The 25,643-nt window shown below is 36.6% G+C and carries 27 protein-coding genes; 19 read left to right on the forward strand and 8 right to left on the reverse strand.

What is annotated here, in order from left to right; all coding sequences use genetic code 11:
* Window positions 1–351: 351 nt before the first annotated feature.
* Window positions 352–717 carry a VOC family protein gene (locus CUC15_RS01385; RefSeq protein ID WP_114915010.1) on the reverse strand — a complete coding sequence of 122 codons (366 nt, stop codon included), beginning with the start codon at window positions 715–717 and terminating at the stop codon, window positions 352–354.
* 668 nt (window positions 718–1,385) lie between these two features.
* Between CUC15_RS01385 and CUC15_RS01390 the strand changes: the two genes are divergently transcribed.
* Both CUC15_RS01390 and CUC15_RS01395 read left to right on the forward strand, forming a co-directional pair.
* Complete coding sequence (locus CUC15_RS01390) at window positions 1,386–1,826, forward strand: DUF7587 domain-containing protein (RefSeq protein WP_114915011.1); 441 nt, start codon at window positions 1,386–1,388, stop codon at window positions 1,824–1,826.
* Window positions 1,827–1,865: 39 nt separating this feature from the next.
* Window positions 1,866–2,486 carry a hypothetical protein gene (locus tag CUC15_RS01395; protein ID WP_114915012.1) on the forward strand — a complete coding sequence of 207 codons (621 nt, stop codon included), beginning with the start codon at window positions 1,866–1,868 and terminating at the stop codon, window positions 2,484–2,486.
* 107 nt (window positions 2,487–2,593) lie between these two features.
* Here the strand turns inward: CUC15_RS01395 and CUC15_RS01400 are convergent, their stop codons facing one another.
* The 3 genes from CUC15_RS01400 to CUC15_RS01410 all read right to left on the reverse strand — a co-directional run bounded on the left by CUC15_RS01400 (window position 2,594) and on the right by CUC15_RS01410 (window position 3,647).
* Window positions 2,594–2,791: a DUF2798 domain-containing protein gene (locus tag CUC15_RS01400; protein WP_205317640.1), complete on the reverse strand. Its 198-nt coding sequence runs from the start codon at window positions 2,789–2,791 to the stop codon at window positions 2,594–2,596.
* 182 nt (window positions 2,792–2,973) lie between these two features.
* A complete protein-coding gene (locus CUC15_RS01405; RefSeq protein ID WP_114915013.1) occupies window positions 2,974–3,324 on the reverse strand; it encodes a hypothetical protein in 351 nt (116 codons plus the stop codon).
* A 125-nt stretch (window positions 3,325–3,449) separates the two neighbouring features.
* On the reverse strand, window positions 3,450–3,647 hold the full coding sequence (locus CUC15_RS01410) for a hypothetical protein (protein WP_114915014.1): 198 nt from the start codon (window positions 3,645–3,647) through the stop codon (window positions 3,450–3,452).
* A 196-nt stretch (window positions 3,648–3,843) separates the two neighbouring features.
* On the opposite strand from CUC15_RS01410, the gene CUC15_RS01415 reads away from it, so the two are divergent.
* From CUC15_RS01415 to CUC15_RS01425, 3 genes are all read left to right on the forward strand, one after another.
* On the forward strand, window positions 3,844–4,767 hold the full coding sequence (locus CUC15_RS01415) for a LysR family transcriptional regulator (protein ID WP_114915015.1): 924 nt from the start codon (window positions 3,844–3,846) through the stop codon (window positions 4,765–4,767).
* 96 nt (window positions 4,768–4,863) lie between these two features.
* Window positions 4,864–5,997, forward strand: a complete 1,134-nt coding sequence (locus tag CUC15_RS01420; protein WP_114915016.1) for a 5-methyltetrahydropteroyltriglutamate--homocysteine S-methyltransferase — start codon at window positions 4,864–4,866, stop codon at window positions 5,995–5,997.
* Window positions 5,998–6,209: 212 nt separating this feature from the next.
* On the forward strand, window positions 6,210–6,818 hold the full coding sequence (locus CUC15_RS01425) for a YitT family protein (RefSeq protein ID WP_114915017.1): 609 nt from the start codon (window positions 6,210–6,212) through the stop codon (window positions 6,816–6,818).
* Window positions 6,819–6,830: 12 nt separating this feature from the next.
* Here the strand turns inward: CUC15_RS01425 and CUC15_RS01430 are convergent, their stop codons facing one another.
* Both CUC15_RS01430 and CUC15_RS01435 read right to left on the reverse strand, forming a co-directional pair.
* On the reverse strand, window positions 6,831–8,012 hold the full coding sequence (locus CUC15_RS01430; RefSeq protein WP_114918349.1) for an MFS transporter: 1,182 nt from the start codon (window positions 8,010–8,012) through the stop codon (window positions 6,831–6,833).
* A gap of 93 nt (window positions 8,013–8,105) precedes the next feature.
* Complete coding sequence (locus CUC15_RS01435) at window positions 8,106–8,600, reverse strand: DUF3231 family protein (protein ID WP_114915018.1); 495 nt, start codon at window positions 8,598–8,600, stop codon at window positions 8,106–8,108.
* A gap of 189 nt (window positions 8,601–8,789) precedes the next feature.
* Between CUC15_RS01435 and CUC15_RS01440 the strand changes: the two genes are divergently transcribed.
* Genes CUC15_RS01440 through CUC15_RS01450 form a run of 3 tightly spaced genes read left to right on the forward strand, consistent with a single transcriptional unit; the run spans window position 8,790 to window position 11,319 of the window.
* Complete coding sequence (locus CUC15_RS01440; protein ID WP_114915019.1) at window positions 8,790–9,740, forward strand: sulfonate ABC transporter substrate-binding protein; 951 nt, start codon at window positions 8,790–8,792, stop codon at window positions 9,738–9,740.
* A gap of 25 nt (window positions 9,741–9,765) precedes the next feature.
* Window positions 9,766–10,530, forward strand: a complete 765-nt coding sequence (locus CUC15_RS01445) for an ABC transporter permease subunit (protein ID WP_114915020.1) — start codon at window positions 9,766–9,768, stop codon at window positions 10,528–10,530.
* Window positions 10,531–10,548: 18 nt separating this feature from the next.
* On the forward strand, window positions 10,549–11,319 hold the full coding sequence (locus CUC15_RS01450; protein WP_114915021.1) for an ATP-binding cassette domain-containing protein: 771 nt from the start codon (window positions 10,549–10,551) through the stop codon (window positions 11,317–11,319).
* Between the two features lie 17 nt (window positions 11,320–11,336).
* On the opposite strand, the gene CUC15_RS01455 is transcribed toward CUC15_RS01450, so the two are convergent.
* Window positions 11,337–11,612: a YqhV family protein gene (locus CUC15_RS01455; protein ID WP_114915022.1), complete on the reverse strand. Its 276-nt coding sequence runs from the start codon at window positions 11,610–11,612 to the stop codon at window positions 11,337–11,339.
* 241 nt (window positions 11,613–11,853) lie between these two features.
* On the opposite strand from CUC15_RS01455, the gene CUC15_RS01460 reads away from it, so the two are divergent.
* The gene (locus CUC15_RS01460) at window positions 11,854–12,099 is read left to right on the forward strand and encodes a YozQ family protein (protein WP_114915023.1); all 246 of its coding nucleotides are present in this window, start codon (window positions 11,854–11,856) and stop codon (window positions 12,097–12,099) included.
* A 1,011-nt stretch (window positions 12,100–13,110) separates the two neighbouring features.
* On the opposite strand, the gene CUC15_RS19980 is transcribed toward CUC15_RS01460, so the two are convergent.
* Window positions 13,111–13,272, reverse strand: a complete 162-nt coding sequence (locus CUC15_RS19980) for a hypothetical protein (protein ID WP_162800246.1) — start codon at window positions 13,270–13,272, stop codon at window positions 13,111–13,113.
* Window positions 13,273–13,848: 576 nt separating this feature from the next.
* Between CUC15_RS19980 and CUC15_RS01465 the strand changes: the two genes are divergently transcribed.
* The 10 genes from CUC15_RS01465 (at window position 13,849) to fsa (ending at window position 25,605) form a co-directional block, all read left to right on the forward strand.
* On the forward strand, window positions 13,849–14,787 hold the full coding sequence (locus tag CUC15_RS01465) for a ring-cleaving dioxygenase (protein ID WP_114915024.1): 939 nt from the start codon (window positions 13,849–13,851) through the stop codon (window positions 14,785–14,787).
* Window positions 14,788–14,880: 93 nt separating this feature from the next.
* On the forward strand, window positions 14,881–15,810 hold the full coding sequence (locus CUC15_RS01470) for a ring-cleaving dioxygenase (protein WP_114915025.1): 930 nt from the start codon (window positions 14,881–14,883) through the stop codon (window positions 15,808–15,810).
* 49 nt (window positions 15,811–15,859) lie between these two features.
* Window positions 15,860–16,846 carry a ring-cleaving dioxygenase gene (locus CUC15_RS01475; protein WP_114915026.1) on the forward strand — a complete coding sequence of 329 codons (987 nt, stop codon included), beginning with the start codon at window positions 15,860–15,862 and terminating at the stop codon, window positions 16,844–16,846.
* Window positions 16,847–16,873: 27 nt separating this feature from the next.
* A complete protein-coding gene (locus CUC15_RS01480; protein WP_205317641.1) occupies window positions 16,874–17,479 on the forward strand; it encodes an alpha/beta hydrolase in 606 nt (201 codons plus the stop codon).
* Between the two features lie 252 nt (window positions 17,480–17,731).
* Window positions 17,732–19,006 (forward strand): diguanylate cyclase domain-containing protein, encoded by a 1,275-nt coding sequence (locus CUC15_RS01485; protein ID WP_114915028.1) that lies wholly within the window; start codon window positions 17,732–17,734, stop codon window positions 19,004–19,006.
* 169 nt (window positions 19,007–19,175) lie between these two features.
* Window positions 19,176–19,844 carry a ribose-5-phosphate isomerase RpiA gene (gene rpiA / locus CUC15_RS01490; protein ID WP_114915029.1) on the forward strand — a complete coding sequence of 223 codons (669 nt, stop codon included), beginning with the start codon at window positions 19,176–19,178 and terminating at the stop codon, window positions 19,842–19,844.
* 380 nt (window positions 19,845–20,224) lie between these two features.
* Complete coding sequence (gene zwf / locus CUC15_RS01495; protein WP_114918350.1) at window positions 20,225–21,712, forward strand: glucose-6-phosphate dehydrogenase; 1,488 nt, start codon at window positions 20,225–20,227, stop codon at window positions 21,710–21,712.
* 27 nt (window positions 21,713–21,739) lie between these two features.
* The gene (gene tkt / locus CUC15_RS01500) at window positions 21,740–23,758 is read left to right on the forward strand and encodes a transketolase (RefSeq protein ID WP_114915030.1); all 2,019 of its coding nucleotides are present in this window, start codon (window positions 21,740–21,742) and stop codon (window positions 23,756–23,758) included.
* 23 nt (window positions 23,759–23,781) lie between these two features.
* Window positions 23,782–24,681 (forward strand): phosphogluconate dehydrogenase (NAD(+)-dependent, decarboxylating), encoded by a 900-nt coding sequence (gene gnd, locus CUC15_RS01505; protein ID WP_114915031.1) that lies wholly within the window; start codon window positions 23,782–23,784, stop codon window positions 24,679–24,681.
* 255 nt (window positions 24,682–24,936) lie between these two features.
* Entirely contained in the window at window positions 24,937–25,605 is a 669-nt protein-coding gene (gene fsa, locus CUC15_RS01510) for a fructose-6-phosphate aldolase (protein WP_114915032.1), read from the forward strand.
* The last annotated feature ends 38 nt before the right edge of the window (window positions 25,606–25,643 follow it).

Consider the following 25,643-nt stretch of genomic DNA (forward strand, 5'->3'; position numbering starts at 1 on the left):
ACTCCATTTGCATCCGGGATTTTGATTGTTTGTCCTGCTGCAACATAATCTGGATTAATGATTGAAGAATTTGAAGCGATTAAAGTGTTTACATCAATTTGGTAATCGCGGGCTATGCTAAATAAACTATCACCTAATTGTACGGTATAGTTTTTTTCAGCATGAGCCGTTCCTGAAAAACAGATAATTCCAATGATACATAAGATAGTCAGCCTGAGATACTTGATAATAATTCCTCCTTTTCATCGTTAGTTACTCTATTACCCTTTAATTAATCATTCTTAAACAAATAAAAAATAGAATCTCCTATTCTTAGCGTTCAGGAATAGGAGATTCTATTAATAATGAGCTTTACTTTGCAAATTCCAGTAATTCAATTTTGTTTCCAAATGGATCTTCAATTACTGTGAAATGTCCTGGCGGGCATTTCTGGGGAGTTTCATACAATAACTTAGCACCTTTTTCTTTTAAATAGAGAATGTCAGATTGAATATCCTCTGTTTTTAAGCCAATTACTACCTGTGAGTTATCTTCGTAGACTAGTGTATTTGGATTCGATACTTTTTCGAGAATAATAGGAAACCCCTCTAGACTCAATTCCACAATATCATCACCATACGCTCGTTCTACTTTAAAATTGAGAGTTTCACAATAAAAATGCTTTGCAGTTTCAATATCTTGGATTTTAATTGATATCATACATAAGCTGCTGTTCATTGCTTATCCCTTCTTCCATTTATTTTTAAGTCTATTAAGTCTATTAAGTAAATTTCGTCAATGAATCCTTGTAATCCTGCCTGTTATTCATTTAATTTTCCAGATGGGTTAGTTAATTGTCCTATTTATTATTGAGCATATTAACTTTGAGTCAAAAAACTCATGATAAATACATAGACTTTTAAGCTTATATTTTCTATGATAAAAGTAGAATAGACTAATCTACATCAGTTTGCCAAGAAAGTGAAATTTCTTGATGATAGATACAGGAGGAAAATTAGTTGAAAAGATTAAAATTTCCATATCTGCTCTGTGTCCTGTTTGCATTTTTGTAATTTCCATTTCTTCAGCCACATCATGCATCTGGAGAAGAATCAGTCTTTATTAATAATACTGCAACTGCTACTGCGAGCGTTTCCGTAGCTGATGAGGGGTTATTAGAACCGGTCGCGGATTGGTTTGGTGGCCTTGGGGAGAATATTGAAGACTCTATAGATGGTATCAAAGATACATTTGACAAGATTGTCGGTTACATAGGGGAACTGTTTGAATCTATTAGTGACTCAATTACAGTATTTACGGGTGGGGGAGATTCGAATGAGGAAATTACGAATCTCAACAATACAATTGATAAGGCTGAAAAAAATCTGGATGATATCAGTCTTGATTTGGATGAAAACACGGTATACCGGGTCATACGGGAAGATGAGGATTCAGACAAGGGCATTTTTGCAAAAGCACCAGAAAGAGAGCACATCACGATTGCAGGCCATGTCAATAATGGGAGTAAGAAAAACTTTAAGGGATCGAAATATATATCAACTACCAAGAGCTTTGAAGTTGCACTGGAAAATGCAACAAAAGATATTATGAATGCAGGTAAAGCTCAGGATCTCCGAATCGTACAGATTGATTTGGAGAAGGTGACGAATACCTATTATGATTTAACCGACCCGGAAGTTCAGGATAAGTACTTGGTTAATTCAAAAGGGGAACCATGGGAGAAGGTAAGGAGATATGTTAACAAGTCCCAGGAATTACTTGTCGAATACTCTATACCACCAGAAGCAATCAAGCTACTTGGTCGCCCTTCTGAGTTTAGTAATTGATTAGGTTTTTGTTGACTGAAAAGAGGAGCGTGAGAAGCAATGACCCAATTATCTTTAATGCAAATACTCATCGAGTCTGAAACGGAATTGCTAGTTGAGCTGCGTATGGGCAATGGTTTGGATAAGGAACAATATGGAAAATTTATAAATGCATTCACGGAGCTTGCTGGATTATGGGAAAAAGAAAACTCGTTACCTAATAAAGCAGTCCAGTCAATCATGGAAATCTATGCTGAACTGTGTCAGTTTTCTTTCAATTATTCGGATGAGGAATCCAAGCGGATACGTGACGCTGCACAACAAATCAACATATTGAGAGAACAGTGCCTTTCTGGTAGTGGGAAGCCAGATCACAATCAGGCAGAGACTATTCGAGGTCTGATACAATACATCGATGAAAATAATGGTTTTTTTGTTCAAATGGAACAGGGGAAAGGCATGGATGAGGAACAGTTTGAGAGGATATTCCAAGAGCTGGAAAAAGTTTTTAGTGAAATAACCTCCTGGCAAGCAATCCCGAAATCGGTTGTGAAAATACTAATTGCCTTCTATGAGATGGATTTATTAGTAATTAAGTATGAGGAAGAATTTGAAATGCAAGAAGAAGCAGACAAAATCTATGACGCATATGAACGAGTATTTGAACTTATTGCTGGATAGCAGAAAGATACGATTGATTAAATAGAGTCGCACAAGTTAGATGTAACTATGTTTGAAATTCAGCATAAAACAAGCAAGCTACGAAAAAGCAGCTTGCTTGTTTTTACTTATTTAATTCTGGCTCTAGTTGTGTCGATAGGCTTAATGTATTTAGCTAATAGGAAACGAGAGATCGGTCCAACAATTAGTAACTGCGCCGGAAGCGCTAAGATAAAGTTTAGACCAACTGTTTTAAGATACGTTGTGAAAATAGAACCTTCAATTTCTATCATTAACCCCGTAATAATAACTCCGTATACTGACATAATAAGAACCATTCCAACACATAAATAGTCCGAAAATGATTCCTTCTTTTTTTATTACTAGGTTTTAAGCATAAAACTGAGTATATATGAACAGAAGTTTTTATATAAGTAACAAATTTATGACATTTCATCAGTGCTTATAACACAAGAGTTCTGTCCTATTGAAATACTTGATACAGCTACTAAAAACGATCTTCCCCTTGTTTTTTTCTGACTTGAAATTGCTTTGTTATAAGTAAGGAGACTATTAAGAGGATTTCTAATACATTCATAATCGGGAATTTATCGTACCAGACAGCTAAAACACTTCCTAAAAGCATAACGACTATGCCGATAAACAGCCAAGGAAATCGGAATTTTCTTAGGAGAACAAAACCAACAATGCCTAAACCTAAAGTGATAAAAATTACCATCACTGGAATATCTGACTGTGACGCATTTTGGTAGGTTAATACACTATTTTTCCAGTTCGGTTCAAGCTCAAGTCCCCTTATCGAACTAAACAGCTCGTAAAGGATTAACCCAATAGTCATGAGAATTGCTAGGACTTTAGAGAAAGTTTTTCTTGCCCAAGGTAAACCAACCCTGAAACAGATACTCCATGCAAAAAGAATCAAGGATGGAGTGAATAGTGCATGTAACCAGAAACGGAGATAGCTTAAGCTTTCCAGCAGGCTCCCTTCCCCGATAAATCTCTTCCTAATGCAATCATCAGATTATCATATATGAGCCCTAAAATGACGAGAAGAAGAACATTGGTGAGATTTAACCAGCCATGCTTTCTTGCAAGGAAGATCCCCCATATAAATAGACAAAGATAACCAAATCCAAGAAGGAAGAAAAGAAATGTATCCATTCTACCACACCTTTTTTGTCATTTTCCCTAAATTCCATTTTGTTACTCCTGTTCCTTTGGATTTCTAATAATCTAAAGCGATGTACTTGAAAAGAAAGATAACATTATTTAGGGAAAAACTATTGATCAATGGTGTACGGCTATAAGTAAGTGTATAATTCAGAATATGATTTAATATAAGGGGATAGGATTATAGATGACATTACAACAATTAAAATATGTAATTGAAGTGGCGAGAAGTCGCTCGATTAGTAATGCGGCACAGAATTTGTTTATTAGTCAGCCAAGTCTATCAAATGCAATCAAAGAGCTGGAGAAGGAAATGGGAATTATGATTTTTTCCCGAACCAATAAGGGAATCATGATTACCCCAGAAGGATCGGAGTTTCTTGGTTATGCAAGGCAAGTGGTTGAACAGGCTGCGCTTCTTGAGAATCGTTATGCCGATACACCATCACCACAACAGCATTTTGCGGTATCGGCACAGCACTACGCATTTGCGGTGAGTGCGTTTGTACGACTGCTTAAAGAATATGATCGGGAGGAGTATGAGTTCACCCTAAGGGAAACAAGGACATATGAAATTATTGATGATGTGAGAAATCTGCGCAGTGAAATTGGTGTATTATATTTAAACGAGTTCAATAAAAAGGTTATTTCTAAGTTTTTAAGAGAAGGAAATCTAGAGTTTCATGACCTTTTCGAAGCAAAACCGCATATTTTTATAAGCTCGAAAAACCCACTTGCGAAAAGGGAGTATGTGACATTATCTGATTTAGATCCATATCCATACTTGTCCTATGAACAAGGGGACTATAATTCCTTTTATTTCTCGGAGGAGATTCTTAGTACACTATCCAGACCAAAGAATATTAAGGTAAGCGACCGGGCTACTTTATTTAACCTGCTGATTGGGCTGAATGGATATACAATCACAACAGGTGTTATTAGTCAGGAATTAAACGGAAATGATATCATTGCAGTACCTTTAAAGGTAAAGGAACGGATTAATATTGGCTATGTTACCCATAAAAATATAACAAACAGTACGCTCGCTAATATTTATATTGACTATTTAAAAGAAACAATTGAGGAAGAGCTAGGGCAACTTCAGCTATAGGTTAAAGCTATATCAAGCGAAAGTTTTTATGTCTTACCCTATGTTAAATACTCTATGCTAGACTATATAAAAATGAAACAAAAGGGAGAGATCCTAATGGGAGTACATATTAAACAGGGGAAAAGATTGGTTACGCCATTTCGATATGATAATGTAGGGAGTTTTTTGCGTCCTGAGAGACTAAAGAATGCACGCGCTTCTTTCGCAGAAGGCAGCATTTCCGAAAAGGAGCTAAAACAGGTTGAAGACGCGTCCATCATTGATTTAATTCAGAAACAAAAAGAAACAGGTCTTCAAGTTATTACAGACGGGGAATTTCGCCGTTCTTGGTGGCATTTAGATTTCATGTGGGGACTAAATGGCGTCAGCAAAAAGACGATTGATCAAGGTTATCTTTTTAATGATGAAGAAACACGTCCGGAAACAGCTAGCTTAACAGGAAAAATTAGTGGTGAGAATCATCCATTCGTTGAACACTTTTCATTTATTAAATCATATGAAGAGGACGGTGTTGTTGCAAGACAAACAATTCCGGCCCCGGCTCAATTTTTAGCGGAATTACAACGTCCTGACAATATTAAAGCAACGGAAGAGTTTTATCCAAATGAAGAGGAATTGGTTGCTGATATCGCAAAATCTTACCAAACCGTTATTAAGGATTTGTATGACGCTGGATGCAGAAGTGTACAATTAGATGATTGTACATGGGGAATGTTAGTAGACCCGAATTACTGGAAATCGCGTCATGATGATGCAACTGTTAAAGGGATCAGTGAACTCTTTCTACGTGTGAACAATTTATCGATTGAAAATCTTCCAGACGATTTAGTTATAACCACTCATGTTTGCCGTGGAAACTATCATTCTACTTGGGCTTCTTCCGGTGGATATGACCCAATAGCGAATATCTTATTTGCGAAAGAAAACGTTTCTGCTTATTATTTAGAGTATGATACAGAGCGTGCTGGAGACTTCTCACCACTGCAGCATGTAAGTGAAGACAAATTAGTTGTTTTAGGTCTATTCTCATCAAAAACAGGTGATTTAGAAGACAAAGAGGCAATTAAAGCTCGTATTGGAGAAGCTGCGAAATACGTTGATATTGACCGACTATGCATCAGTCCACAATGTGGCTTCGCATCAACGGAAGAAGGAAATATATTAACTGAAGAACAGCAGTGGAAGAAACTCCGCCTAGTTAAAGAAGTAGCGGATGAGGTTTGGGGTTAAGAAATATTATAGAGAACCTATAAATAGGCAAAGGCACTACATTAAAAGATAACTCTTTAGTGTAGTGCCTTTTGCATATCAATTCCTAATAATCCATCCCAGGATTTTCATAAATTGCATATCCTTAAGATATTGCGGACAAGTTCGAATAAAATTAGAGTGTAACATCATATTATATTGAGTAAGTGCAGCTACATTTTAGGGGGAGCAATGTGAAACAATTTATTTCTAAGTTTGTTTTAGTTATATTAGGAGGGATTTTCCAAGGATTCGGAATGGGATTATTTTTATTTCCGAATTACATCCCTTCAGGTGGTGCGGGAGGCATAGCAGTTCTAATCCATTATTGGTTTGGCATGAATATAGGACTGGCTCTTTGGTTGGTAAATGCGTCCATGCTGTATTTTGGAGTAAAAATTTTGGGTAAACGTTTTGCTTTATGGACTATTCTTGGAATTACGGTAACCTCTATATCTCTCCACATTTTTGGGCAAACATTCTCTCCAAATAGAATTTTATGGTTTGATGTTTTCGCTGGATCAATATTTTTAGGTACAGGTATTGGAATATTAATGAGACAGAGAGTCTCCAATGGAGGCATAGGCATCTTAGCTATGATTATCTCTGTCAGAAGAAATATCCTGCCTGGAAAGCCACTATTTTTTGTAAATATAGCTATTTTTTTACTAACAGCAGTTGTGATTGACTGGAAAATAATTATTTTGGCATTTTTGAGTCAATGGATATCCACAATAGTGATTGATCAAATATGTCAATTTTCATTTTGGCGGACTTATACCTTAAACTGGAGAAAAAAGTAATAAGCCAGCAACTTACATATAATTATAATGGAATTTAGTAGATTTATCCTCTTTGCCATCCAATCCCTTTACATGAAGAAGCAAAAGTACAAGCAGGCCGACAATAAGTGTGAACGTTGCAATTGAGAGGAACATCCCCGTTTTGGACCAGTCCATTAATCGCGAAAAGATTGGCGGACCGAAAGCCACACCTAGGAATCTTACGGAACCATATAGCGATGTTACAAACCCCCGTCTTTCTTTGCCTACTGCACCAGTAATGATGCTGTTTACACACGGAAGAATAAGACCGGCCCCTACACTGCTAAGAGCGAGAATAATGAGAAATGGAACAAGTTTATCGACGAAAACAAGGGATCCATAGGAAATGGTTTTAAATAAAAAGCCAAGCAAAGCTAATCTTTTCATCTTTTCCAGGTTTTTTCCGATTTTGCTTCCAGTGATATACGATGTGGTTACCATTACTAAAAGAGGTATTGCCAAGATTAAACCCTTCATAATACCGTCAATTTTATAGTCTGTTTCCAACATGTCGGACAAATAAAATAAAATACCAAAAAGTGCAAAAAGGCAAGTGCCTCCCGCAAGATATGTTGTGAACAGCCATCTCCCTTCATGCTTAAACACACCTAGGAGTCCCCTTACATATTTTCTGAAAGGCGGAGGAGCCTGACGATTGCTTTTTTCCTTTATAAAAAACAAGACTAGTAATGCAGAAATAAGGCTTATGGCTGGAAATGTAAAGAATACAGAGTACCAAACAATTAAAGCAAGAAGGGAACCCAATATAGGAGACAAAACTTTGCCAAGTCCATTTGATGCTTCGTAAATACCTAGCACTCTACTCTGTTCACTACCCTTAAAAAGATCCCCAGTTAGAGCCATAGCAATTGGGGATGTGCCTGCAGCACCCAGGCCCTGTATTGTTCGACCGATTAATATCCATATATAGGGATTATTGGAAAATGAGGGCCCGATTCCTGCAATTAAACCTCCAACCCCGAAAAGAATCAATGATGGAATAATAATGATTTTACGGGAATAACGATCTGAAAGATAGCCGACAACTGGGATGAAAATTGCAGCTGCGATGGAAAATACTGTTATTGTTAAGCTTACCTGCATTTGACTAAGTTCCAAAGACGACTTCATTTCAGGCAATATAGGGATTAACATAGAATTCCCCAAAGTCATTATCAATGGAATGGAACCGATTGCCAAAATAATTGCACTTTTATTTTTTTTTGCCAATTTCCTTCACTCCTTAGTCAATAAGTTCAACAAGTTTTATTTAGTATTGATTGGCGGTGGAACTATCCAGCCTTTTTCCTTTGATACTTGCTGGAGTTTAATTTCGTACTCTTCTCTCTGTGAGCTGAATTCACTGAACATGGTTCTTAAGTCTTCACGGATTGCAATTCCAGTTATATAGTTGCACAATATTCTGCCTGTCATCAACTCTTTTTGGACGAGAGTGGCAATTTCCGGATCATTGAACCTGGCTCCTGCTGGTATATCCTGAACTTCCACATTTGGCTTATCGGGTGGAGCGGGAGGTAAACGAATTCCCGATTCTTTTAACAGATTCTCAACCTGTTGTTCTTCCTGAGTAAAATTACTTTCCAGCAGATCCTCCAAATAGACTTTCAGGTCATGGTCACCTGTATGATTAATTAATACCTGGAGCGTAACAAGGGTTCCTTTTGTGCTATATAGATATGACCAGAGGTGGAATACTTCCCCTGAATGTAATGGTTCATTTTTTGAGTTATTAATACCCATTGAGACTCCTCCTAAATTTTTTCATCTTTTTATGTTTTCCTGAAATGCATTAATTTATCCAGCTGCAATCGAAGCTTCTTGCTTAAATAAATGTCTAAAATGAATTAACTAGGGACAGGAACCTACTTGAGATTTATACATAGTCTAAACACAGATATAATTCTAAAATCAGTAAGGGTGGTAAGTGTAATGACTAAAAAGTTAGCTTTTTTCCTGCTGGTAATCATTACTGGTTTAATGATTAGCTGTAGTCCTCAAAACTCTTCAACCGATGGTTCAACTGAAGATGTCATACGAATAGGCTATCAAAAAAATGGACCTCTCATTATTCTAAAAACGCTAGGAACACTTGAAGAACGTCTTGAATCAGAAGGATATAAAGTAGAATGGAATGAATTTCAAGCCGGACCAGCATTGGTAGAAGCTTTAAATGCTGACAGTATAGATTTTGGGCGCACAGGTAATACGCCACCTATATTCGCTCAAGCTGCAAACGCTCCATTTTTAACAGTAGCAGCTGGAAAATCCAAATTTGAAGGAAGCGGAATCCTAGTAGCTGAAGGATCAAGTATTCTTTCACTTGAAGATTTAAAAGGAAAAAAGGTTAGTTTTTCTAAAGGTTCCAGTTCCCATTACCTTATTGTAAAAGCTTTGGAAAGCGTAGGATTGACGTATTCTGATATTACTCCAGTTTATTTGTCACCCGGAGATGCAAGAATTGCATTCGAACAAGGGCAAACGGACGCGATGGTAGTCTGGGATCCATTTACATCTTCGACACAGATTAATATGGGTGCAAAGCTTTTAATCGATGGTGAAGGTTATACAACCGACCGTGATTTCTTTATTGCCAATAAGGAATTTGCAAAGGAAAACCATGAAATCATTGATATCGTTCTAGAAGAAATTGAGAAATCTTCTGACTGGGCCAACAACAATCATGGCGAATTGGTAAAAATGCTCGCACCAATTATCGATATTGATGAGGCATCCATCGAAATGGCAGTAAAACGCAGGGTGTACGGAGTTGATTCAATCAATGATGAGATAATAAAAGAACAGCAAGAAATTGCCGATACGTTTTATCGACTTGATATTATTCCGAAAAAAATAAATGTGAAAGAAGTTATGGATGACTAGTACCGTGTAAAAGGAGAAGAGGATTATGAAGATACTCACTAAAGAAACTGCCAAAAAATTCATTCCCTGGTTTTTACCATTCACCCTGCTCCTTGGATGGCAACTATTGGCATGGACAGGAGCCATACCAGAAAGAATTCTTCCAGCACCTTCTAAAGTAGTTATTGCCGCAATTGACCTTTTTTCTACCGGAGAATTGCTGAGCAATGTATCAATCAGTCTAGGAAGGGCTTTGGCAGGATTTCTTATTGGTGGAATCATAGGTTTTGTATTCGGTCTGCTCAATGGTATATTCCGCATTACGGATCTTTTATTTGACACATCCATCCAAATGCTGCGAAATATTCCTCATCTGGCCTTAATTCCACTAGTAATACTATGGTTTGGGATAGGTGAAACATCAAAAATATTCTTGGTCGCTTTGGGCGTACTCTTCCCGATTTATATCAATACGTATCATGGAGTTAAAAATGTTGATAAAGGTTTGGTAGAAATGGGGAAAGTATATGGATTAAAGGGGACATCGCTATTTTTTAATGTGATTCTTCCTGGAGCCATGTCTTCGATTCTTGTTGGAATAAGGTTTTCACTTGGGGTAATGTGGTTAACTCTTATCGTGTCTGAAACGATTTCTGCTCACTCAGGAATAGGATATATGGCGATGAATGCGAGGGAATTTATGCAGATGGATGTCATCGTTATGAGTATCCTCCTCTATGCTTTATTTGGAAAATTATCTGATGTTATTGCAAGATATTTTGAAGATAGGTTGCTTCGATGGAATGCATGAAAAGGAGTGTATGGCTAAATGAAGGTAATAAAGAAAGATAATTATATTCTGATTGAGGGCTTGAAGAAATCCTATGGAGAGCGGCAGGTGCTGGGAGGTATTGAATTAAACATTGAGAGCGGTGAATTTGTGGCAATTGTCGGGAAAAGCGGCTGCGGCAAAAGTACACTATTACGATTGATAGCAGGACTTGAGCCGGCAGATCACGGATCAATAATGGTTAATGGTCAGCAATTGACTGGGCTAAACAAAACATCGAGAATAATGTTTCAGGATGGTCGACTGCTCCCATGGAAGCAGGTAATTGAAAACGTATGTATAGGACTCCCGGACAGTGAAAAAATAAAAGCAATGGATGCTTTAAAACAGGTTGGTCTTGAGGATCGAATGAATGATTGGCCAGCAAAACTATCAGGTGGTCAAAAGCAGCGAGTCGCATTAGCAAGAGCCCTCGTTCATAATCCTTCCATTCTTTTACTCGATGAACCTCTTGGCGCACTGGATGCACTGACTCGTATTGAAATGCAGGATTTGCTGGAATCACTTTGGATGCAACAAAAATTTACATCTGTTCTAGTTACACACGATGTAGAAGAGGCAGTCTCCATAGCTGATCGGGTTATCCTAATAGAAGATGGAGTGATAAGCCTTAATCAGCCAATCCTGTTACCAAGACCCAGACAGCGTACCCATCCTGCTTTTTCAAGATATATGGAGGAAATCCTTGGTAAGATATTAAATAGAAGCTCACCTAAAATTTCCTTGGTAAGAGAGCTGCAGGAATCTTAAAGCGTGAACGTGATATATTAGTTGCTTTTCACGCCATAGATAATCAAACCTACACCGAGTACAATCCAAATCATTTTATCGAAAGCTATTTTATCTGCCAGGCTATATAGTCCTATTGTTGTGGTGATTATTAATATCAATGGTCCAATGAGCGCAAGACTACTATTAATAATCAATGCTTTTTCAATATCATTATATCTCATCATCAAATAGGCAGCTACTATTTCCAAGCATCCAGAAAGAATTCGTATCAATGCTATTGCCAGAATCGCCTTTTCCAATAAATTAAACATTTATTTCCTCCTGCACTTATTTCTAATAATATATGCCGAGCCTGTACACTTAAGGACTGTTTTTTGAAACAGATTATATGCGAAATAGGCGTTAGCCAGTATATAAATCGTTAAAGGAGCTGTGAATAGCCCTGTAATATGTATCAATGGGAAAAATCTGTATGCAAGAATGATACATCTGTTTATGTTGAATAATTTTTCCAGGCCTACAAATCATAATTGAAAAAAGGAGGACAAAACGATGGAACAAAATCATAATGAAAAAGAAGCAATAGAAAACGCTAAGAAAGTAGCTGAAAAATTGTATAATCCCTCTGATTATGAAAGTAAAAATCAGCTGGAAAAAGGAATGTCTATTACACATGAACAAGTATCTGATAGCTATATGGAAGGGACTATTGATGGGAAAATTGATGAGTTAGATAATAATGATGAATTAAAAACACATGATGGTGAGGCAATACGTAGAGAAGGTTTTGATGAATAATAAATCGAAAAACTCAAACTTACTCAGGAACTAAATTTTTTATACGATAAGTAAGGTGAAGGTAAAATGTGATAGGCTAATAAATCAGATTAGTCCTCAAGTTATTACCTTATTTGTAAAAGATGAAACTCTTGATATCATTCAAGAGTTTTTTCGTTATAATGAAAATTATTATCGGCTTGCTTTTTTTAGGCTGGTTATGTCACCATTACTTTGTTACAAGTCATCTGTGACGAGTAAGGAGAAAATGATAACTGGAATATCTCTTTTAATCGAGAATCGTGTTTTACACAATAGGTCAAATATATTCTCCGATGTACTATTAATTTCTTCAGTTACGGCCTAATATCACGTAGAAATCCTGAAACCAGTATCGGATCTCCAAGATGGTCACGAACTGTTTTTATTAACATGGTAAACCATCTATAATCCCCGTTTTTTTATTTTCATTTGGAATTTCATATTAAAATCAGTTTGATTCGTTCTGTCATATAAGTGTGACATAAAATTATTTCTTGCGTTTTCTCTTTCTTCTTTTGAAACAAGATTCAACCATGTTTCCGCTTTGGGTTTAAACTCATCTAATATCCAAGTAGTCGTTTAAATTGAGGGGAGAACACGCTTCCTGGGTGTCTGAATGGTATTTTTCAAATCCATCCCCCATGCCCCTTCTAATGTTGAGACACTATAGCCGAGTGACTTTTCAATCAATTCTAAGCGAGATAATAGATTTTGATCCTTAATGTGTTGATTTTATTTTCATGGATATTCACAAGCGTACCGACATATCGATACGGTTCTCCAAATTCATTTCTTAATGTTTGTGCTTTAGCATGAATCCATTCTTATGGACCGTCTTTTTTAATGCTCTTAAATTCTATATCATATAGTTTTTTGTGTTACTAGAATAATGTTCATGGAAAGTATTTGTTACCTTTTCAGCTTCATCTGGTGTGATAGTGTTATACCAGCTTTCAAAGACCTTTGGAAAATCTTTTTCATTCTGATATCCTAGTGATTTTCTGAAATATGATTATAAACATTGTTTTCTGCTGGGACACCATCCTTAATATCGAAATCCCATGTTCCTATTTCATTAAGTTCTGTAACTACTTGATGCTTAACATAGTGATTCTCATATTTTGTTTGTAAGGTGCTAATCAATTCATTCATAGAATCTACTAATTTATGTAAACAACTATCTTCTGAATTGAAGATAGTTGATTGAAAGAAGGAACTTCTTGTTGTGTTTCCAGCTTTAGTTGATTTATTTCGTCAATTAATCGATTGATATCATTATGTGTTTTTTTCTTAAACAAACTGTCTATCTCGGACATAACTAGAATGATCTGGCATTACGTAAAATAAATCGGGATCTTAATTTAAAACTAATCGATGTTTAGGGATAGCTCAAAATAGAAGAAAATATCCTTTTTATTAAAAAAACTTGACAAACAGAAGAATAATTTGTATATTATACTTAATTAAAGATATCTTAATTAATTATTGTTTAATTAAATAATTACAAATTAAATAAGTTAAATAGGGTGTCCTTCAATAGGGGACGAAAACTAATTTTTCAAATTGGACAAGCTAGGACTGTTACAACCTAATTAAATTGAAATGAACCAGTAATGATGAAGATTGGAAAAGAAAAGTCAGTAAGGAAATATCCGAAACGATAACAATTAAAGCTATTAGTAGATTATTTATTTAATAAAAATACATGATTAAAAGGAGAAGATATTAATGAAGAAAACAGCAGGTATTCACCATATTACGGCAATTGTTGGTCACCCACAGGAAAACGTAGATTTTTATGCAGGTGTATTAGGATTGCGTTTAGTTAAGAAGACGATTAACTTCGATGATCCTGGTACCTATCATCTTTATTTTGGTAATGATGGGGGAAAACCAGGTACAATTATTACTTTCTTCCCGTGGGCTAACGCATACCAAGGGAAAATTGGCGGTGGTCAAGTAGGTGTCACCACTTATATTATTCCGGTTGGTTCTATGGATTTTTGGGAAAAAAGATTAGAAGAATTTAACATCGAGTTTAATAAATCCGAAAGATTTGGAGAAATCTATTTAGAATTTGCAGATGTTCATGGCTTACAATTAGAGCTTGTGGAAAGAGAAGACGGCGAACAAAACAATTGGACAAATGGTGATGTTACACCAGAGGTTGCAATTAAAGGTTTTGGTGGAGCAATATTATTATCCACTAATCCAGAGAAAACTGGGGAAACACTTGAAGCGGTGATGGGTCTAGAAAAAGTAGGAGAAGAAGATGATTTAATCCGTTTCAAATCCTATGGGGATATCGGAAATGCTATTGATGTAAAACGAACTCCAGTTGGACGTGGACAAATGGGAGTAGGAACAGTTCACCATATTGCATGGCGTGCGGAAGATGACGAAGATCAATTAGAATGGCAAAACTATGTAAGTGAAAATGGCTATAAGGTCACCCCAGTTCAAGATAGAAACTATTTTAATGCTATTTACTTTAGAGAGCATGGCGAAATACTGTTTGAAATCGCAACAGATCCACCAGGATTTGCTCATGATGAATCCTATGAAACAATGGGGCAAGTATTGAAACTGCCGTCACAATATGAACAGTATCGGGAGCAATTGAATAAAGCGTTGATTCCAATAGAGGTAAGAGATTTGGATAAATAAAAAAGAGAACTACTGATCTCTTTTGAGCCATCAAGCAATACGAAACGTGAAAATGTATTTTCCATAGAGAGACGAAAATAGATTGGAGGCTTAATGATGCTAACAACAGCAGGAATTCATCATATAACAGCGATTGTGAATGATCCACAGGTAAATTTTGATTTCTATACAAAGGTGATGGGCTTACGGCTTGTGAAAAAGACAGTAAATTTTGATCGACCTGAAGTGTATCACTTATATTTTGGAAATGAAGCAGGAGACCCAGGTACTATCATTACCTTTTTCCCATGGCAAAAATTGCCTAAGGGACGTATAGGTACTGGCCAAGTTGGAACAACCAGTTATGTGATACCTAAAGGGGCAAGCAGTTTTTGGAGGAATAGATTAAATCAATATTCGATTACTTATACGATTGCTGCTCGTTTTGCAGAAGAGTATATTCAGTTTCAAGATCCAGATGGATTGCAAATTGAGTTGGTAGAACGAGAAGACGCACAAAATAGTAAATGGGAAACAGATGAAATCAAGGCAGAGCATGCAATTACAGGATTTGCTGGAGCTACTTTGTACTCTGCACAGCCAAATCTTACGGTCGAAGTATTGGAAAGTATCTTTGGCATGGAATTCATTGAAGAGGAACATGGATACTTACGCTACAAAACTAGTGGCTCTCTTGGAAATATGATTGATATAAAAATCACTCCTTCTGTTCGCGGTCTTGCTGGTGCAGGAACAATTCATCATATCGCATGGAGAGCGAAGGATGATGAAGAACATGAAAAATGGAGAGAGCTATTGGAGAAAAACGGCTATAAACCAACTGAAATAAAAGATCGAAATTATTTTAAAGCCATTTATTTTTATGAACCAGGAGGAATTCTATTTGAAATAGCAACAGACCCGCCAGGATTTGCAGTAGATGAATATCCAGAAAAAATTGGCGAAAAACTAATGCTCCCACCTTGGCTGGAACAAAAAAGGAAAGAGTTTGAAGAGACGCTGCCTCATATTAAGGTTCACTAGTAATATTGATCAAAAAGGAAAACTGAAATTAACATCGGAGGGACAATAAATGGAACAATTAAAAGGAGTACACCACGTTACAGCAATAACAAGCAGTGCAGAGAAAATTTATGAATTTTATACGTATACATTAGGCTTACGCTTAGCGAAGAAAACCGTTAACCAGGACGATATTCAAACCTACCACTTATATTTTACAGATGATGTAGGTAGCCCGGGCACAGATATGACATTCTTTGATTTTCCTGGAATTCCAAAGGGTGTACATGGAACAGATGAAATCTCAAAGACCTCTTTCCGTGTTCCGGATGATGCTGCGTTAGACTACTGGGTAAAACGCTTTAATCGTTTAAATGTGAAACATACAGGGATCAAAGAGCAATTTGGGAAGAAGGTACTTAACTTTGTCGATTTTGATGATCAACAATACCAATTAATTTCTGATGAGAATAATAAAGGTGTTGCTGCTGGTACCCCTTGGCAAAAGGGACCAATTCCTTTGGAGTATGCTATTACAGGATTAGGACCAGTCTTCGTGCGTGTTTCTAACTTTGATTATTTTAAAGCTGTATTGGAAGAGGTTTTCTTATTTAAAGAAGTAGTTCAAGAGGATTCTTCTCATTTGTTTGAAATGGGCGAAGGAGGAAATGGAGCTCAAGTTATTGTTGAATATAATTCCGTTCTTCCTCGTGCTCGTCAAGGATATGGCACAGTGCACCATGCTGCATTCCGTGTAGAAAATCGCGCAGATCTAGACGAGTGGATGGAGAGATATCAATCATTCCGTGTACCAAATTCAGGTTATGTTGAGCGATATTACTTCGGTTCATTATACGCAAATATTGCCCCGGGAGTTTTATTCGAATTGGCAACGGACGGTCCTGGATTTATGGGAGATGAGCCCTATGAAACCCTGGGCGAAAAATTATCGTTACCGCCATTCTTTGAAGAAAAACGAGAAGAAATTGAAAAATTAGTAAGACCTATAGATACAGTCAGAAGTACGAAGGAATTTAAAAAAGAGTACGAGGACTAATCACTTTATATTTTATTAGGAGGGATATTGTTGAAACATATTTTTCAAAAAGGAAATGATTCCGCAAAACCGACCTTATTATTATTACATGGAACTGGAGGAACAGAACAGGATCTTCTGCCTCTGGCAGAAAAAATCGACTCAAACGCAAATATATTGAGTGTACGAGGAAATGTTCTAGAAAACGGAATGCCACGCTTTTTCAAGAGACTCGCGGAAGGTATATTTGATGAAAAAGATTTGGTTTTCCGAACAAAGGAATTAAATGAATTTCTAGATGAAGCAGCTGAAAAGTATGCGTTTGACCGTAATAATATTCTGGCAATAGGGTATTCGAACGGTGCAAATATTGCTGCAAGTCTACTGTTCCATTATCAAAATGCATTAAAAGGAGCCATCTTGCATCACCCAATGGTACCGAGAAGAGGAGTGAATTTACCGGATTTGTCAGGCAAACATGTATTTATTGCTGCAGGTACCAATGATCCGATTTGCCCTTCTCAGGAATCAGAAGAACTAAGATCCTTATTAGAAGATGCAGGTGCAAGTGTAGAACTTCATTGGGAAAATAGAGGCCATCAGTTAACTCTTAGCGAAGTTGAAGCAGCTGGTAAATGGTATAAGCTTATATAAATATTACTATTTGCGTTATTAGACGGACAACCGGATAATAGCGCAATCTTTATATTATTCCTTTCGAGCACACTAATCAGTAAAGACACTTTTAAAAGAACGAAAGAAGGAAGAGACGATAGAAGGTGAGCGAAACTTAGGTGTACATTATGTGCAAGGATTTTATTTAGGGCGACCGCATCCTTTGGAATATTATCTAGCAAACATTACTACGAGATATTCACATACTAACGATGACAGGTGGTAATAAGGATGGATAATGCATTTGAATTAAGTACAAATTATAATGTATTAGATTTAATCTGGAATAACACGACGGACGCCATTTTTACTTTGGGTCATGATGGTTCAGTAATGAATGCGAATCCAGCGTTTGAAGATATGCTTGGGTGGAAAATTGATGAGTTAAAAGGAATTGCATATCCTTCCTTTATTTTTGATATGACAATAGAAGAGCATCAAGAACTCTTATACCAATTAAGTGAAGGTCAAGACTTTCCATATACAATAATGAAAAGGAAACATAAAGATGGAAAGATACTTGATATTTTAGCTTCTTATCGAGCGATAAATAATAAAGAAGTCCTTGCAGTAGGGATGTATAAGGATTTTACAGAGCAAATGTATATTCAACGAAAGCTAATGGAAAGTGAACACTGTTATCGCATGCTTGTAGAATATTTACCAGAAACTATTATAAAACAGCGCGATGGAAGAATTGATTTTGTGAATTCATCTGGAGTGCAATTATTCGGCAGGAAACAACGGGAAGATATTATTGGTTATTCTATCTGGGATTTTGTATCAAGTAAACGAAGTGAAGAAATTAAAAATATCATTGATACTGTTTATAATCATAGTGATTGGAGTAACCCAAAAATAATTGTGGATAAATTAATTAGAGATGACGGAAAAGAGATTTTTACAGAAATTAAAATAATCCCGATTGGTAGCAAAGAGGAACCCGATATTCAAATCGTTATTAGAGATGTTACCGAAAAGAAAAGGTATGAGTCCAGGTTGGAGTATTTGGCATATCATGATCCTTTAACAGGGTTAAAAAATAGACGGATATTCACAAAAATTCTTACAGATTCAATTGAAGAGGCGAGAGAAGCAAAAGAAAAAGTTGCTTTATTGTATATTGATATTGACAAATTTAAGTCAATAAATGACACCTTTGGTCATGATGTTGGAGACGAATTGCTTAAACTATTTGCTAATAGACTAAAATCCTCTGTTCGTGAAAAAGATGTACTCTGTCGAGTAGGTGGAGATGAATTTCTAGTAATACTGAAAAATATTGAGGGCGAGGAACAAATAACCAATATTACGAAAAGGATGCATGTAGCTTTCCAAGAACCTTACGAAATAAAGGGTACGATACTGAATGCGACTTCTAGTATAGGTATTTCTGTATTTCCAGAAGATGGATTGAAAGGAAGATCTTTGATACACCGTGCAGACCAGGCTTTATATAGGGCTAAAGAGCAAAGGAATCAATACTTATTCTATGAAAAAAATTAAATTGGCAATACCTTTATAAGCAAACGCCAGTCAACGATACATTCATCTGTTCGTGGACTTTATAGGAGAGATATAATGACTAATTAATTTTTAATAGAATAGTCATATCTAAACCTAAGAAGTGGTCATATATAAGAAGGACAACATAAAGATAAAGGAGGGAAAGAACTTGAATGAAAAAAAAATAGTTGGTGAAAAAGCGGTAGAATTCATAAAAGATGGTATGGTGGTAGGTCTTGGCACAGGAACAACTGTATATTATTCAATCATTAAACTGGGGAAATTAGTTAAAGAAGGACTTAATATTCAAGGAATTCCTACCTCTGTACAAACAGAGGAATTAGCTAAACAGTTAGGGATCCCACTAGTAAGCTGCAATGAAGTAGAGCAAATTGATGTCGCGATTGATGGGGCTGATGAAGTTAATTCTGATTTAGATTTGATTAAGGGCGGAGGTGGCGCTCTTCTAAGAGAGAAAATAATTGCCAAGGCAGCAAACAAGTTTATTGTAGTAGCGACACCTTCTAAAATGGTAGGTAATTTAGGGTCATTTCAGCTTCCGGTAGAAGTTGCTCCGTTTGGTGTTGAATTAACAGAGAAACATATCCGGAAATATGGAATTAACCCTATTCTCCGTCAGATTGAGGGTAATCCATATAAGACCGATAATGGTAACTATATTTTTGATTGCAGCTTTCCAGATTCATTAAACGTAAAGGAACTAGAAGAAAAGCTTAACCTGATTCCAGGAGTAGTTGAAAATGGTTTATTTATCAATATGACGGACATTGTCGTTTCATTAGATGATGAAAAAAATATTGTATTAATAGAAAGATAGAATGCCTAACAAATAAATTAATGAAACGTCCAGTCGTAACGATAATTCAAGTGGTGAAGGAAATTTTGATTTAAGCTGAACAAATCTTTGTAAATTCTTAGGTAGATATTAAGAAGTTATTATTATTGACAGATTTGTGAACAAGTGTTATATTTATATTGAATTAAAGATAAATCAAATTGTAATATATGAATTGATATAAAATGGTTCATATCTACAAAAGGGGATGGGATAAAAGAGGGTTAACTAGATTAATTTTTCAAAATCTCAACTATTTTTTTAATTTGTTATTTCGAATTAGAGATATATCAATTATATACAAATGAAAACCTGACGTTGAATCTCATGCAGGTTGATGAATAGAAAGGAGAGAAAAAATGATGGATAATATGACCTTTGTGTTATTTGGTGGAACAGGTGATTTAGCAAAAAGAAAAATATATCCAGCTTTATACAATTTATTCCTTGAAGGTAAAATGCCTAAAACCTTTTCTATTATTGGATTAGGAAGAGGAGATATGACCGAGGAGCAATTTCATAAAGGCGTAGAAAATTCTATTCACACATTTTCCAGGCACTTGTCAGAAAATGACTTTAAGATAAAAGCGTTTTTAAATACCATTCGATACAGTCAGTTTGATGCAAACACCATGGATGATTATCAACGTTTATTGAAGCTTGTTAAAGACAGAGAAAATGAGCTAAACATTCCAGAAAATAGATTGTTTTATCTTTCTGTATCTCCTGTTTTCTTTGACACGATTGCACTAAACATTAAACAGAGTGGATTAGGAACTACAACAGGTTGGAAAAAACTCATTATTGAAAAGCCGTTTGGGCATGATTTGAAGTCGGCACGTGAACTAAATAGTAAACTTAGCAACGCCTTTAAAGAAGACGAAATTTATCGAATTGACCACTACCTTGGTAAGCCGATGGTTCGTAACATAGAAGCCTTGGAATTTGCAAATCCAGTTTTACAAGCTTTATGGAATAACAAATTCATTGCGAATGTTCAAATTACTGCAAGTGAAACAGTAGGTGTTGAGCAAAGGGCTGGCTATTATGATCAGGCTGGTGCAATACGTGATATGTTCCAAAATCATATGCTCCAATTGCTGATGATGACAGCTATGCACTCGCCAAAACAAATAGGTGCTAATGAGATACGTGAGGAAAAAAGAAAAGTGCTGGAAGCTCTTCGCCCATTAAATAAGGATGAAGTTGAACAAAACGTTGTAAGAGGACAATATGGTGCTGGAGTGGTGGATAACGAAAATGTTTCTGGGTATAAAGACGAACCAGGAGTTGCAATAAACTCCCAGACGGATACATTTATAGCTGCACGCTTATGGATTGATAATCCGGATTGGAGTGGTGTTCCATTCTATATTCGTACAGGGAAGAAGATGAGAGAAAAATCTACACGTATTGTAGTAGAGTTTAAGAAAAGTGGAGATGAACTTTACCTGAATGAGGATTCAAACCAGCTTGTGATCGAAATTAATCCAAATGAGGCTGTTACCTTACACTTAAACAGTAAAAATCCGATTAATGGTCATATGGAATCTATGGACGTAGAATATGTTTCTGAACAATCGGATGTACCTGATGGCTATGAATTATTAATCTATGATGCTCTCCTGGGAGATTCCACATATTTTGCACACTGGAATGAAGTGGAATTAGCCTGGAATTGGGTACAGCCAATACTTGATGCATTTGAGGAAAATCGAATTCCGCTTCATGAGTACGAACCAGGATTAAACGGACCAGAAGCAGCACATCGTCTCTTAGAAGAGGATGGATTTAAATGGTCGTTAGACAAACCAACAGTAAAAGAAAAAGAATTAGTGCTCCAAGCATAATTTATTGTAAATAAAGGAGAAAAAAACATGACATCAATCGAAACGAAAAACAATGTCGAATCTTTAGCAATAAATACAATTCGTACACTATCTATCGATGCTGTTAATCGTGCGAACTCTGGGCATCCAGGCTTACCAATGGGTGCGGCACCAAGTGCATATGCACTTTGGGCGAATCATCTGAAACATAATCCAAACCATTCCAAATGGTTTAATAGAGATCGGTTTGTCCTATCTGCAGGACATGGTTCGAGTCTCTTATATAGTCTGCTGCACTTATTTGGATATAACGTATCGATAGAGGATTTGAAAAGCTTCCGTAAATTAAACAGTAAAACACCAGGTCATCCTGAATTTGGTCATACAGATGGCGTGGAAGCTACAACAGGTCCTCTTGGTCAAGGGATTGCAAATGCGGTAGGTATGGCAATGGCGGAAGCTCATTTAGCTGCCAAATTTAATAAAGAAGGTTTTCCAGTTGTTAATCATCACACGTATGCCTTAGTCGGTGACGGGGATTTAATGGAAGGAATCTCATATGAGGCAATGTCGATGGCAGGTCATATGAAACTAGGGAAATTAATTGTACTATACGATTCCAACGATATCTCTTTAGATGGCAATTTGAATCTATCATTCGCAGAAAATATTCAAAAAAGAGCAGAAGCGCAAAACTGGCATTATTTACGAGTAGAAAACGGTAATAGTGCACGTGATATTACAGAAGCGATTGCTTTAGCAAAGCAAAATACAGTGCAGCCTACTATTATCGAAGTAAGATCTATTATTGGGTACGGCAGCCCGAAGGTTGCTGGGACTAGTAACGCACACGGTGCTCCACTAGGATTAGAAGAAGCAAAAGTAACAAAAGCAAGTTATGGCTGGAATTATGAAGAAGAATTTTTCGTTCCAGAAGAAGTTAAAGCACACTTCAACGAATTAAAACAAAAAGGTGAAGCAAGAGAGAGCGACTGGAATACGCTACTTCAATCTTATAAAGAGGCTTACCCAGAATTAGCAAAAGAATTAGAAGATGCAATAACTGGGAAGGTATTAATTGAGGCAAAAGATATCTTGACTTTTGACAGTGAAAAAGCAGTATCGACTCGCGTTGCAAGTGGGCAATCAATCAATCACTTTATGCAAAAAGTTTCTTCTATTTTTGGAGGAAGTGCTGATCTTTCTAATTCAACAATGACAGATATAAAGAATGAAGAAAAATTTGCGGTAGAATCTTACGCAGGAAAGAACATCTATTTTGGTGTCCGTGAACACGCAATGGGAGCTGCAGCGAATGGGATGGCACAGCATGGTGGGGTTAAACCATTTGTTAGTACTTTCTTTGTATTCAATGACTACTTGCGCCCATCTATTCGGTTAGCAGCAATTCAAAAATTACCAGTGACCTATGTATTTACTCATGATTCTATTGCAGTAGGAGAAGATGGTCCAACACATGAACCAGTTGAACATTTAACTGCATTACGCGCGATACCAGGACTAACAGTTATTCGTCCAACAGATGCAAATGAAACTGCTAGTGCGTGGGGGTATAGTTTAGGTAAAGCAGATGGTCCAGTAGCTCTTGTATTAAGCCGACAAAACTTACCTGTTTTTGAGGAAACGAAGGCAAATATCGATAATGTTTCAAAAGGTGCATATGTATTAACAGAAACAAACGATCAGCCCGAAATTATTTTACTTGCTACGGGTTCTGAGGTTTCATTAGCTGTAAATGCGAAACAAGAACTTGAAAAGAATGATGTTTCCGTACGTGTTGTAGCTATGCCAAGCTGGGAACTGTTCAATGGTCAATCAGAAGAATATAAGGAGCAAGTGCTTCCTTCTTCGGTTACAAAAAGAGTCGCAATTGAAATGGGAATATCTCTAGGCTGGGATCGATATGTAGGACCTAATGGAAAAATAATCTCGATTGATACATTTGGTGCTTCTGGAACAGGTGCATCAGTAATGGAATACTTTGGATTTACAACAGAAAATGTTGTACAAACAGCGAATAGTTTGTTTGGTAAACAAAATAACTAATATTTTATTTGGAGGGAACTAACATGCAAGTTGGATTAATTGGCTTAGGTAAAATGGGGTTAAATCTAGGTAAAAACTTAATCGATCACAACCATCAAGTGGTAGCATATGATTTGAATCCTGAAGCTGTTACCGAATTACAAGACTATGGTGCGAAAGGAACAAATGAGTTAGGGAAACTTTTTAATTCGCTAGATAAACCAAGAGTACTTTGGGTTATGGTGCCACATAATGCAGTAGATTCCGTACTTGGCGAAATCACACCACTTCTAGAAAAAGGGGATATCGTGATAGATGCTGGAAACTCACATTACAAGGAATCAATTCGCCGCTACAATCAGTTAAAGGAAACAGGTGTACATTTCATGGATGCTGGAACTTCCGGTGGAATGGAAGGTGCTCGTAATGGAGCTAACTATATGATTGGTGGCGACGAGGAAGCATGGAAGGTCGTAGAACCAATTATCCGGGATACAGCTGTAGAAAAAGGATACATTTTTACAAATAAAGCTGGTGGAGGTCACTTCCTTAAGATGGTTCATAATGGAATCGAATATGGGATGATGGCAGCAATTGGTGAAGGATTTGAAATTCTAGAAAAAAGTGAATTTGATTATGACTACGAAAAAGTAGCTAGCGTTTGGAACAATGGTTCAGTAATTCGTTCATGGTTAATGGAATTAACGGAAAATGCTTTCTCAAAAGATGCAAAACTAGATGACATTCAGGGAATTATGCATTCTTCAGGAGAAGGTAAATGGACATTAGAAACTGCATTAGATCTTCAAACTGCAACGCCAGTTATCGCGATGTCTTTATTAATGCGTTATCGTTCACTTGATAATGATACCTTTACTGGTAAAGTCGTAGCAGCTCTTCGTAATGAATTTGGTGGACATGCTGTTGAAAAAAGTAATAAGTAAATGAAAGAACAAAAGCACAAGCGCCCGTTTAGCGACGTACGGACTGGACTGAGCCGTAGGAGATAAAGGAAACACGATGAGCGTAAGCGAATCGATGTTGACTTATCGTACGGAGGTGAAGGAAGTCTCGCTAGTCGCTGGGCGCTGGACTGGACGTGGCTTCTCCTGTCAAGGGTATTAAATTTGGGAAATATTTTATACTTTCCTATTCTATAGAAAACTAAAATACTTATATAAAAATGGAGGAATTTAATCATGAAATTTTTTATCGATACTGCAAATTTAGAAGATATTAAGAAAGCTTATAAAATAGGAGTTTTATCTGGAGTTACAACAAACCCGTCTTTAGTAGCTAAAGAGGGAGTTAAATTTGAAGATCGTATTGAAGAAATTTTGCAAGCTGTACCTGAGGTTGAATCAGTTTCTGCAGAGGTTACTCCTGATGCAACAACTGCTGAAGAAATGATTGCACAAGCTGAGGAACTAATTAAAATCAATGGCGGAGATAAAAACATTACAATTAAAGTACCAATGACAATCGCTGGATTAGAAGCAACTCGATACTTGTCTAAAAAAGGTGTCAAAACGAATGTAACTCTTATCTTCACAGTAAACCAAGCACTTTTAGCTGCTCGTGCAGGTGCAACTTATGTATCCCCATTCTTAGGACGCTTGGATGATATTTCTGAAGATGGTGTTCAATTAGTGGCTAAGATTGCAGAGCTATTCCGCATTCATAACTTAGATGCACAAATCATTGCAGCATCTGTTCGTCATCCAGACCATGTAACTCGTGTTGCGATGGCAGGAGCGCATATCGCTACTGTTCCATATTCCGTGATCGAACAGCTAACTAAGCATCCATTGACAGACCAAGGAATTGAAAAGTTTGCAGCGGATTGGGAAAAAGCAGTTAAAAACTAATATCAATTAAACGGTGCAATCAGCAATTTAGTGATTGT

Source organism: Oceanobacillus zhaokaii, from assembly GCF_003352005.1.
GTDB classification, from domain to species: Bacteria; Bacillota; Bacilli; order Bacillales; family Amphibacillaceae; genus Oceanobacillus; species Oceanobacillus zhaokaii.

Excerpts from the sequence above, each read along its gene's own strand:
- CUC15_RS01445 (WP_114915020.1), top strand. The coding sequence starts at position 9,766 with ATGAAGATACTCACTAAAGAAACTGCCAAAAAATTCATTCCCTGGTTT.
- CUC15_RS01405 (WP_114915013.1), bottom strand. The coding sequence starts at position 3,324 with ATGACTATTGGGTTAATCCTTTACGAGCTGTTTAGTTCGATAAGGGGA.
- CUC15_RS01440 (WP_114915019.1), top strand. The coding sequence starts at position 8,790 with ATGACTAAAAAGTTAGCTTTTTTCCTGCTGGTAATCATTACTGGTTTA.
- CUC15_RS01465 (WP_114915024.1), top strand. The coding sequence starts at position 13,849 with ATGAAGAAAACAGCAGGTATTCACCATATTACGGCAATTGTTGGTCAC.
- CUC15_RS01475 (WP_114915026.1), top strand. The coding sequence starts at position 15,860 with ATGGAACAATTAAAAGGAGTACACCACGTTACAGCAATAACAAGCAGT.
- CUC15_RS01410 (WP_114915014.1), bottom strand. The coding sequence starts at position 3,647 with ATGGATACATTTCTTTTCTTCCTTCTTGGATTTGGTTATCTTTGTCTA.
- fsa (WP_114915032.1), top strand. The coding sequence starts at position 24,937 with ATGAAATTTTTTATCGATACTGCAAATTTAGAAGATATTAAGAAAGCT.
- tkt (WP_114915030.1), top strand. The coding sequence starts at position 21,740 with ATGACATCAATCGAAACGAAAAACAATGTCGAATCTTTAGCAATAAAT.
- CUC15_RS19980 (WP_162800246.1), bottom strand. The coding sequence starts at position 13,272 with ATGAATGAATTGATTAGCACCTTACAAACAAAATATGAGAATCACTAT.
- gnd (WP_114915031.1), top strand. The coding sequence starts at position 23,782 with ATGCAAGTTGGATTAATTGGCTTAGGTAAAATGGGGTTAAATCTAGGT.
- CUC15_RS01420 (WP_114915016.1), top strand. The coding sequence starts at position 4,864 with ATGGGAGTACATATTAAACAGGGGAAAAGATTGGTTACGCCATTTCGA.
- CUC15_RS01455 (WP_114915022.1), bottom strand. The coding sequence starts at position 11,612 with ATGTTTAATTTATTGGAAAAGGCGATTCTGGCAATAGCATTGATACGA.
- CUC15_RS01385 (WP_114915010.1), bottom strand. The coding sequence starts at position 717 with ATGAACAGCAGCTTATGTATGATATCAATTAAAATCCAAGATATTGAA.
- CUC15_RS01435 (WP_114915018.1), bottom strand. The coding sequence starts at position 8,600 with ATGGGTATTAATAACTCAAAAAATGAACCATTACATTCAGGGGAAGTA.
- CUC15_RS01485 (WP_114915028.1), top strand. The coding sequence starts at position 17,732 with ATGGATAATGCATTTGAATTAAGTACAAATTATAATGTATTAGATTTA.
- CUC15_RS01430 (WP_114918349.1), bottom strand. The coding sequence starts at position 8,012 with ATGACTTTGGGGAATTCTATGTTAATCCCTATATTGCCTGAAATGAAG.
- CUC15_RS01400 (WP_205317640.1), bottom strand. The coding sequence starts at position 2,791 with ATGTCAGTATACGGAGTTATTATTACGGGGTTAATGATAGAAATTGAA.
- CUC15_RS01460 (WP_114915023.1), top strand. The coding sequence starts at position 11,854 with ATGGAACAAAATCATAATGAAAAAGAAGCAATAGAAAACGCTAAGAAA.
- zwf (WP_114918350.1), top strand. The coding sequence starts at position 20,225 with ATGGATAATATGACCTTTGTGTTATTTGGTGGAACAGGTGATTTAGCA.
- CUC15_RS01395 (WP_114915012.1), top strand. The coding sequence starts at position 1,866 with ATGACCCAATTATCTTTAATGCAAATACTCATCGAGTCTGAAACGGAA.
- CUC15_RS01415 (WP_114915015.1), top strand. The coding sequence starts at position 3,844 with ATGACATTACAACAATTAAAATATGTAATTGAAGTGGCGAGAAGTCGC.
- CUC15_RS01450 (WP_114915021.1), top strand. The coding sequence starts at position 10,549 with ATGAAGGTAATAAAGAAAGATAATTATATTCTGATTGAGGGCTTGAAG.
- CUC15_RS01470 (WP_114915025.1), top strand. The coding sequence starts at position 14,881 with ATGATGCTAACAACAGCAGGAATTCATCATATAACAGCGATTGTGAAT.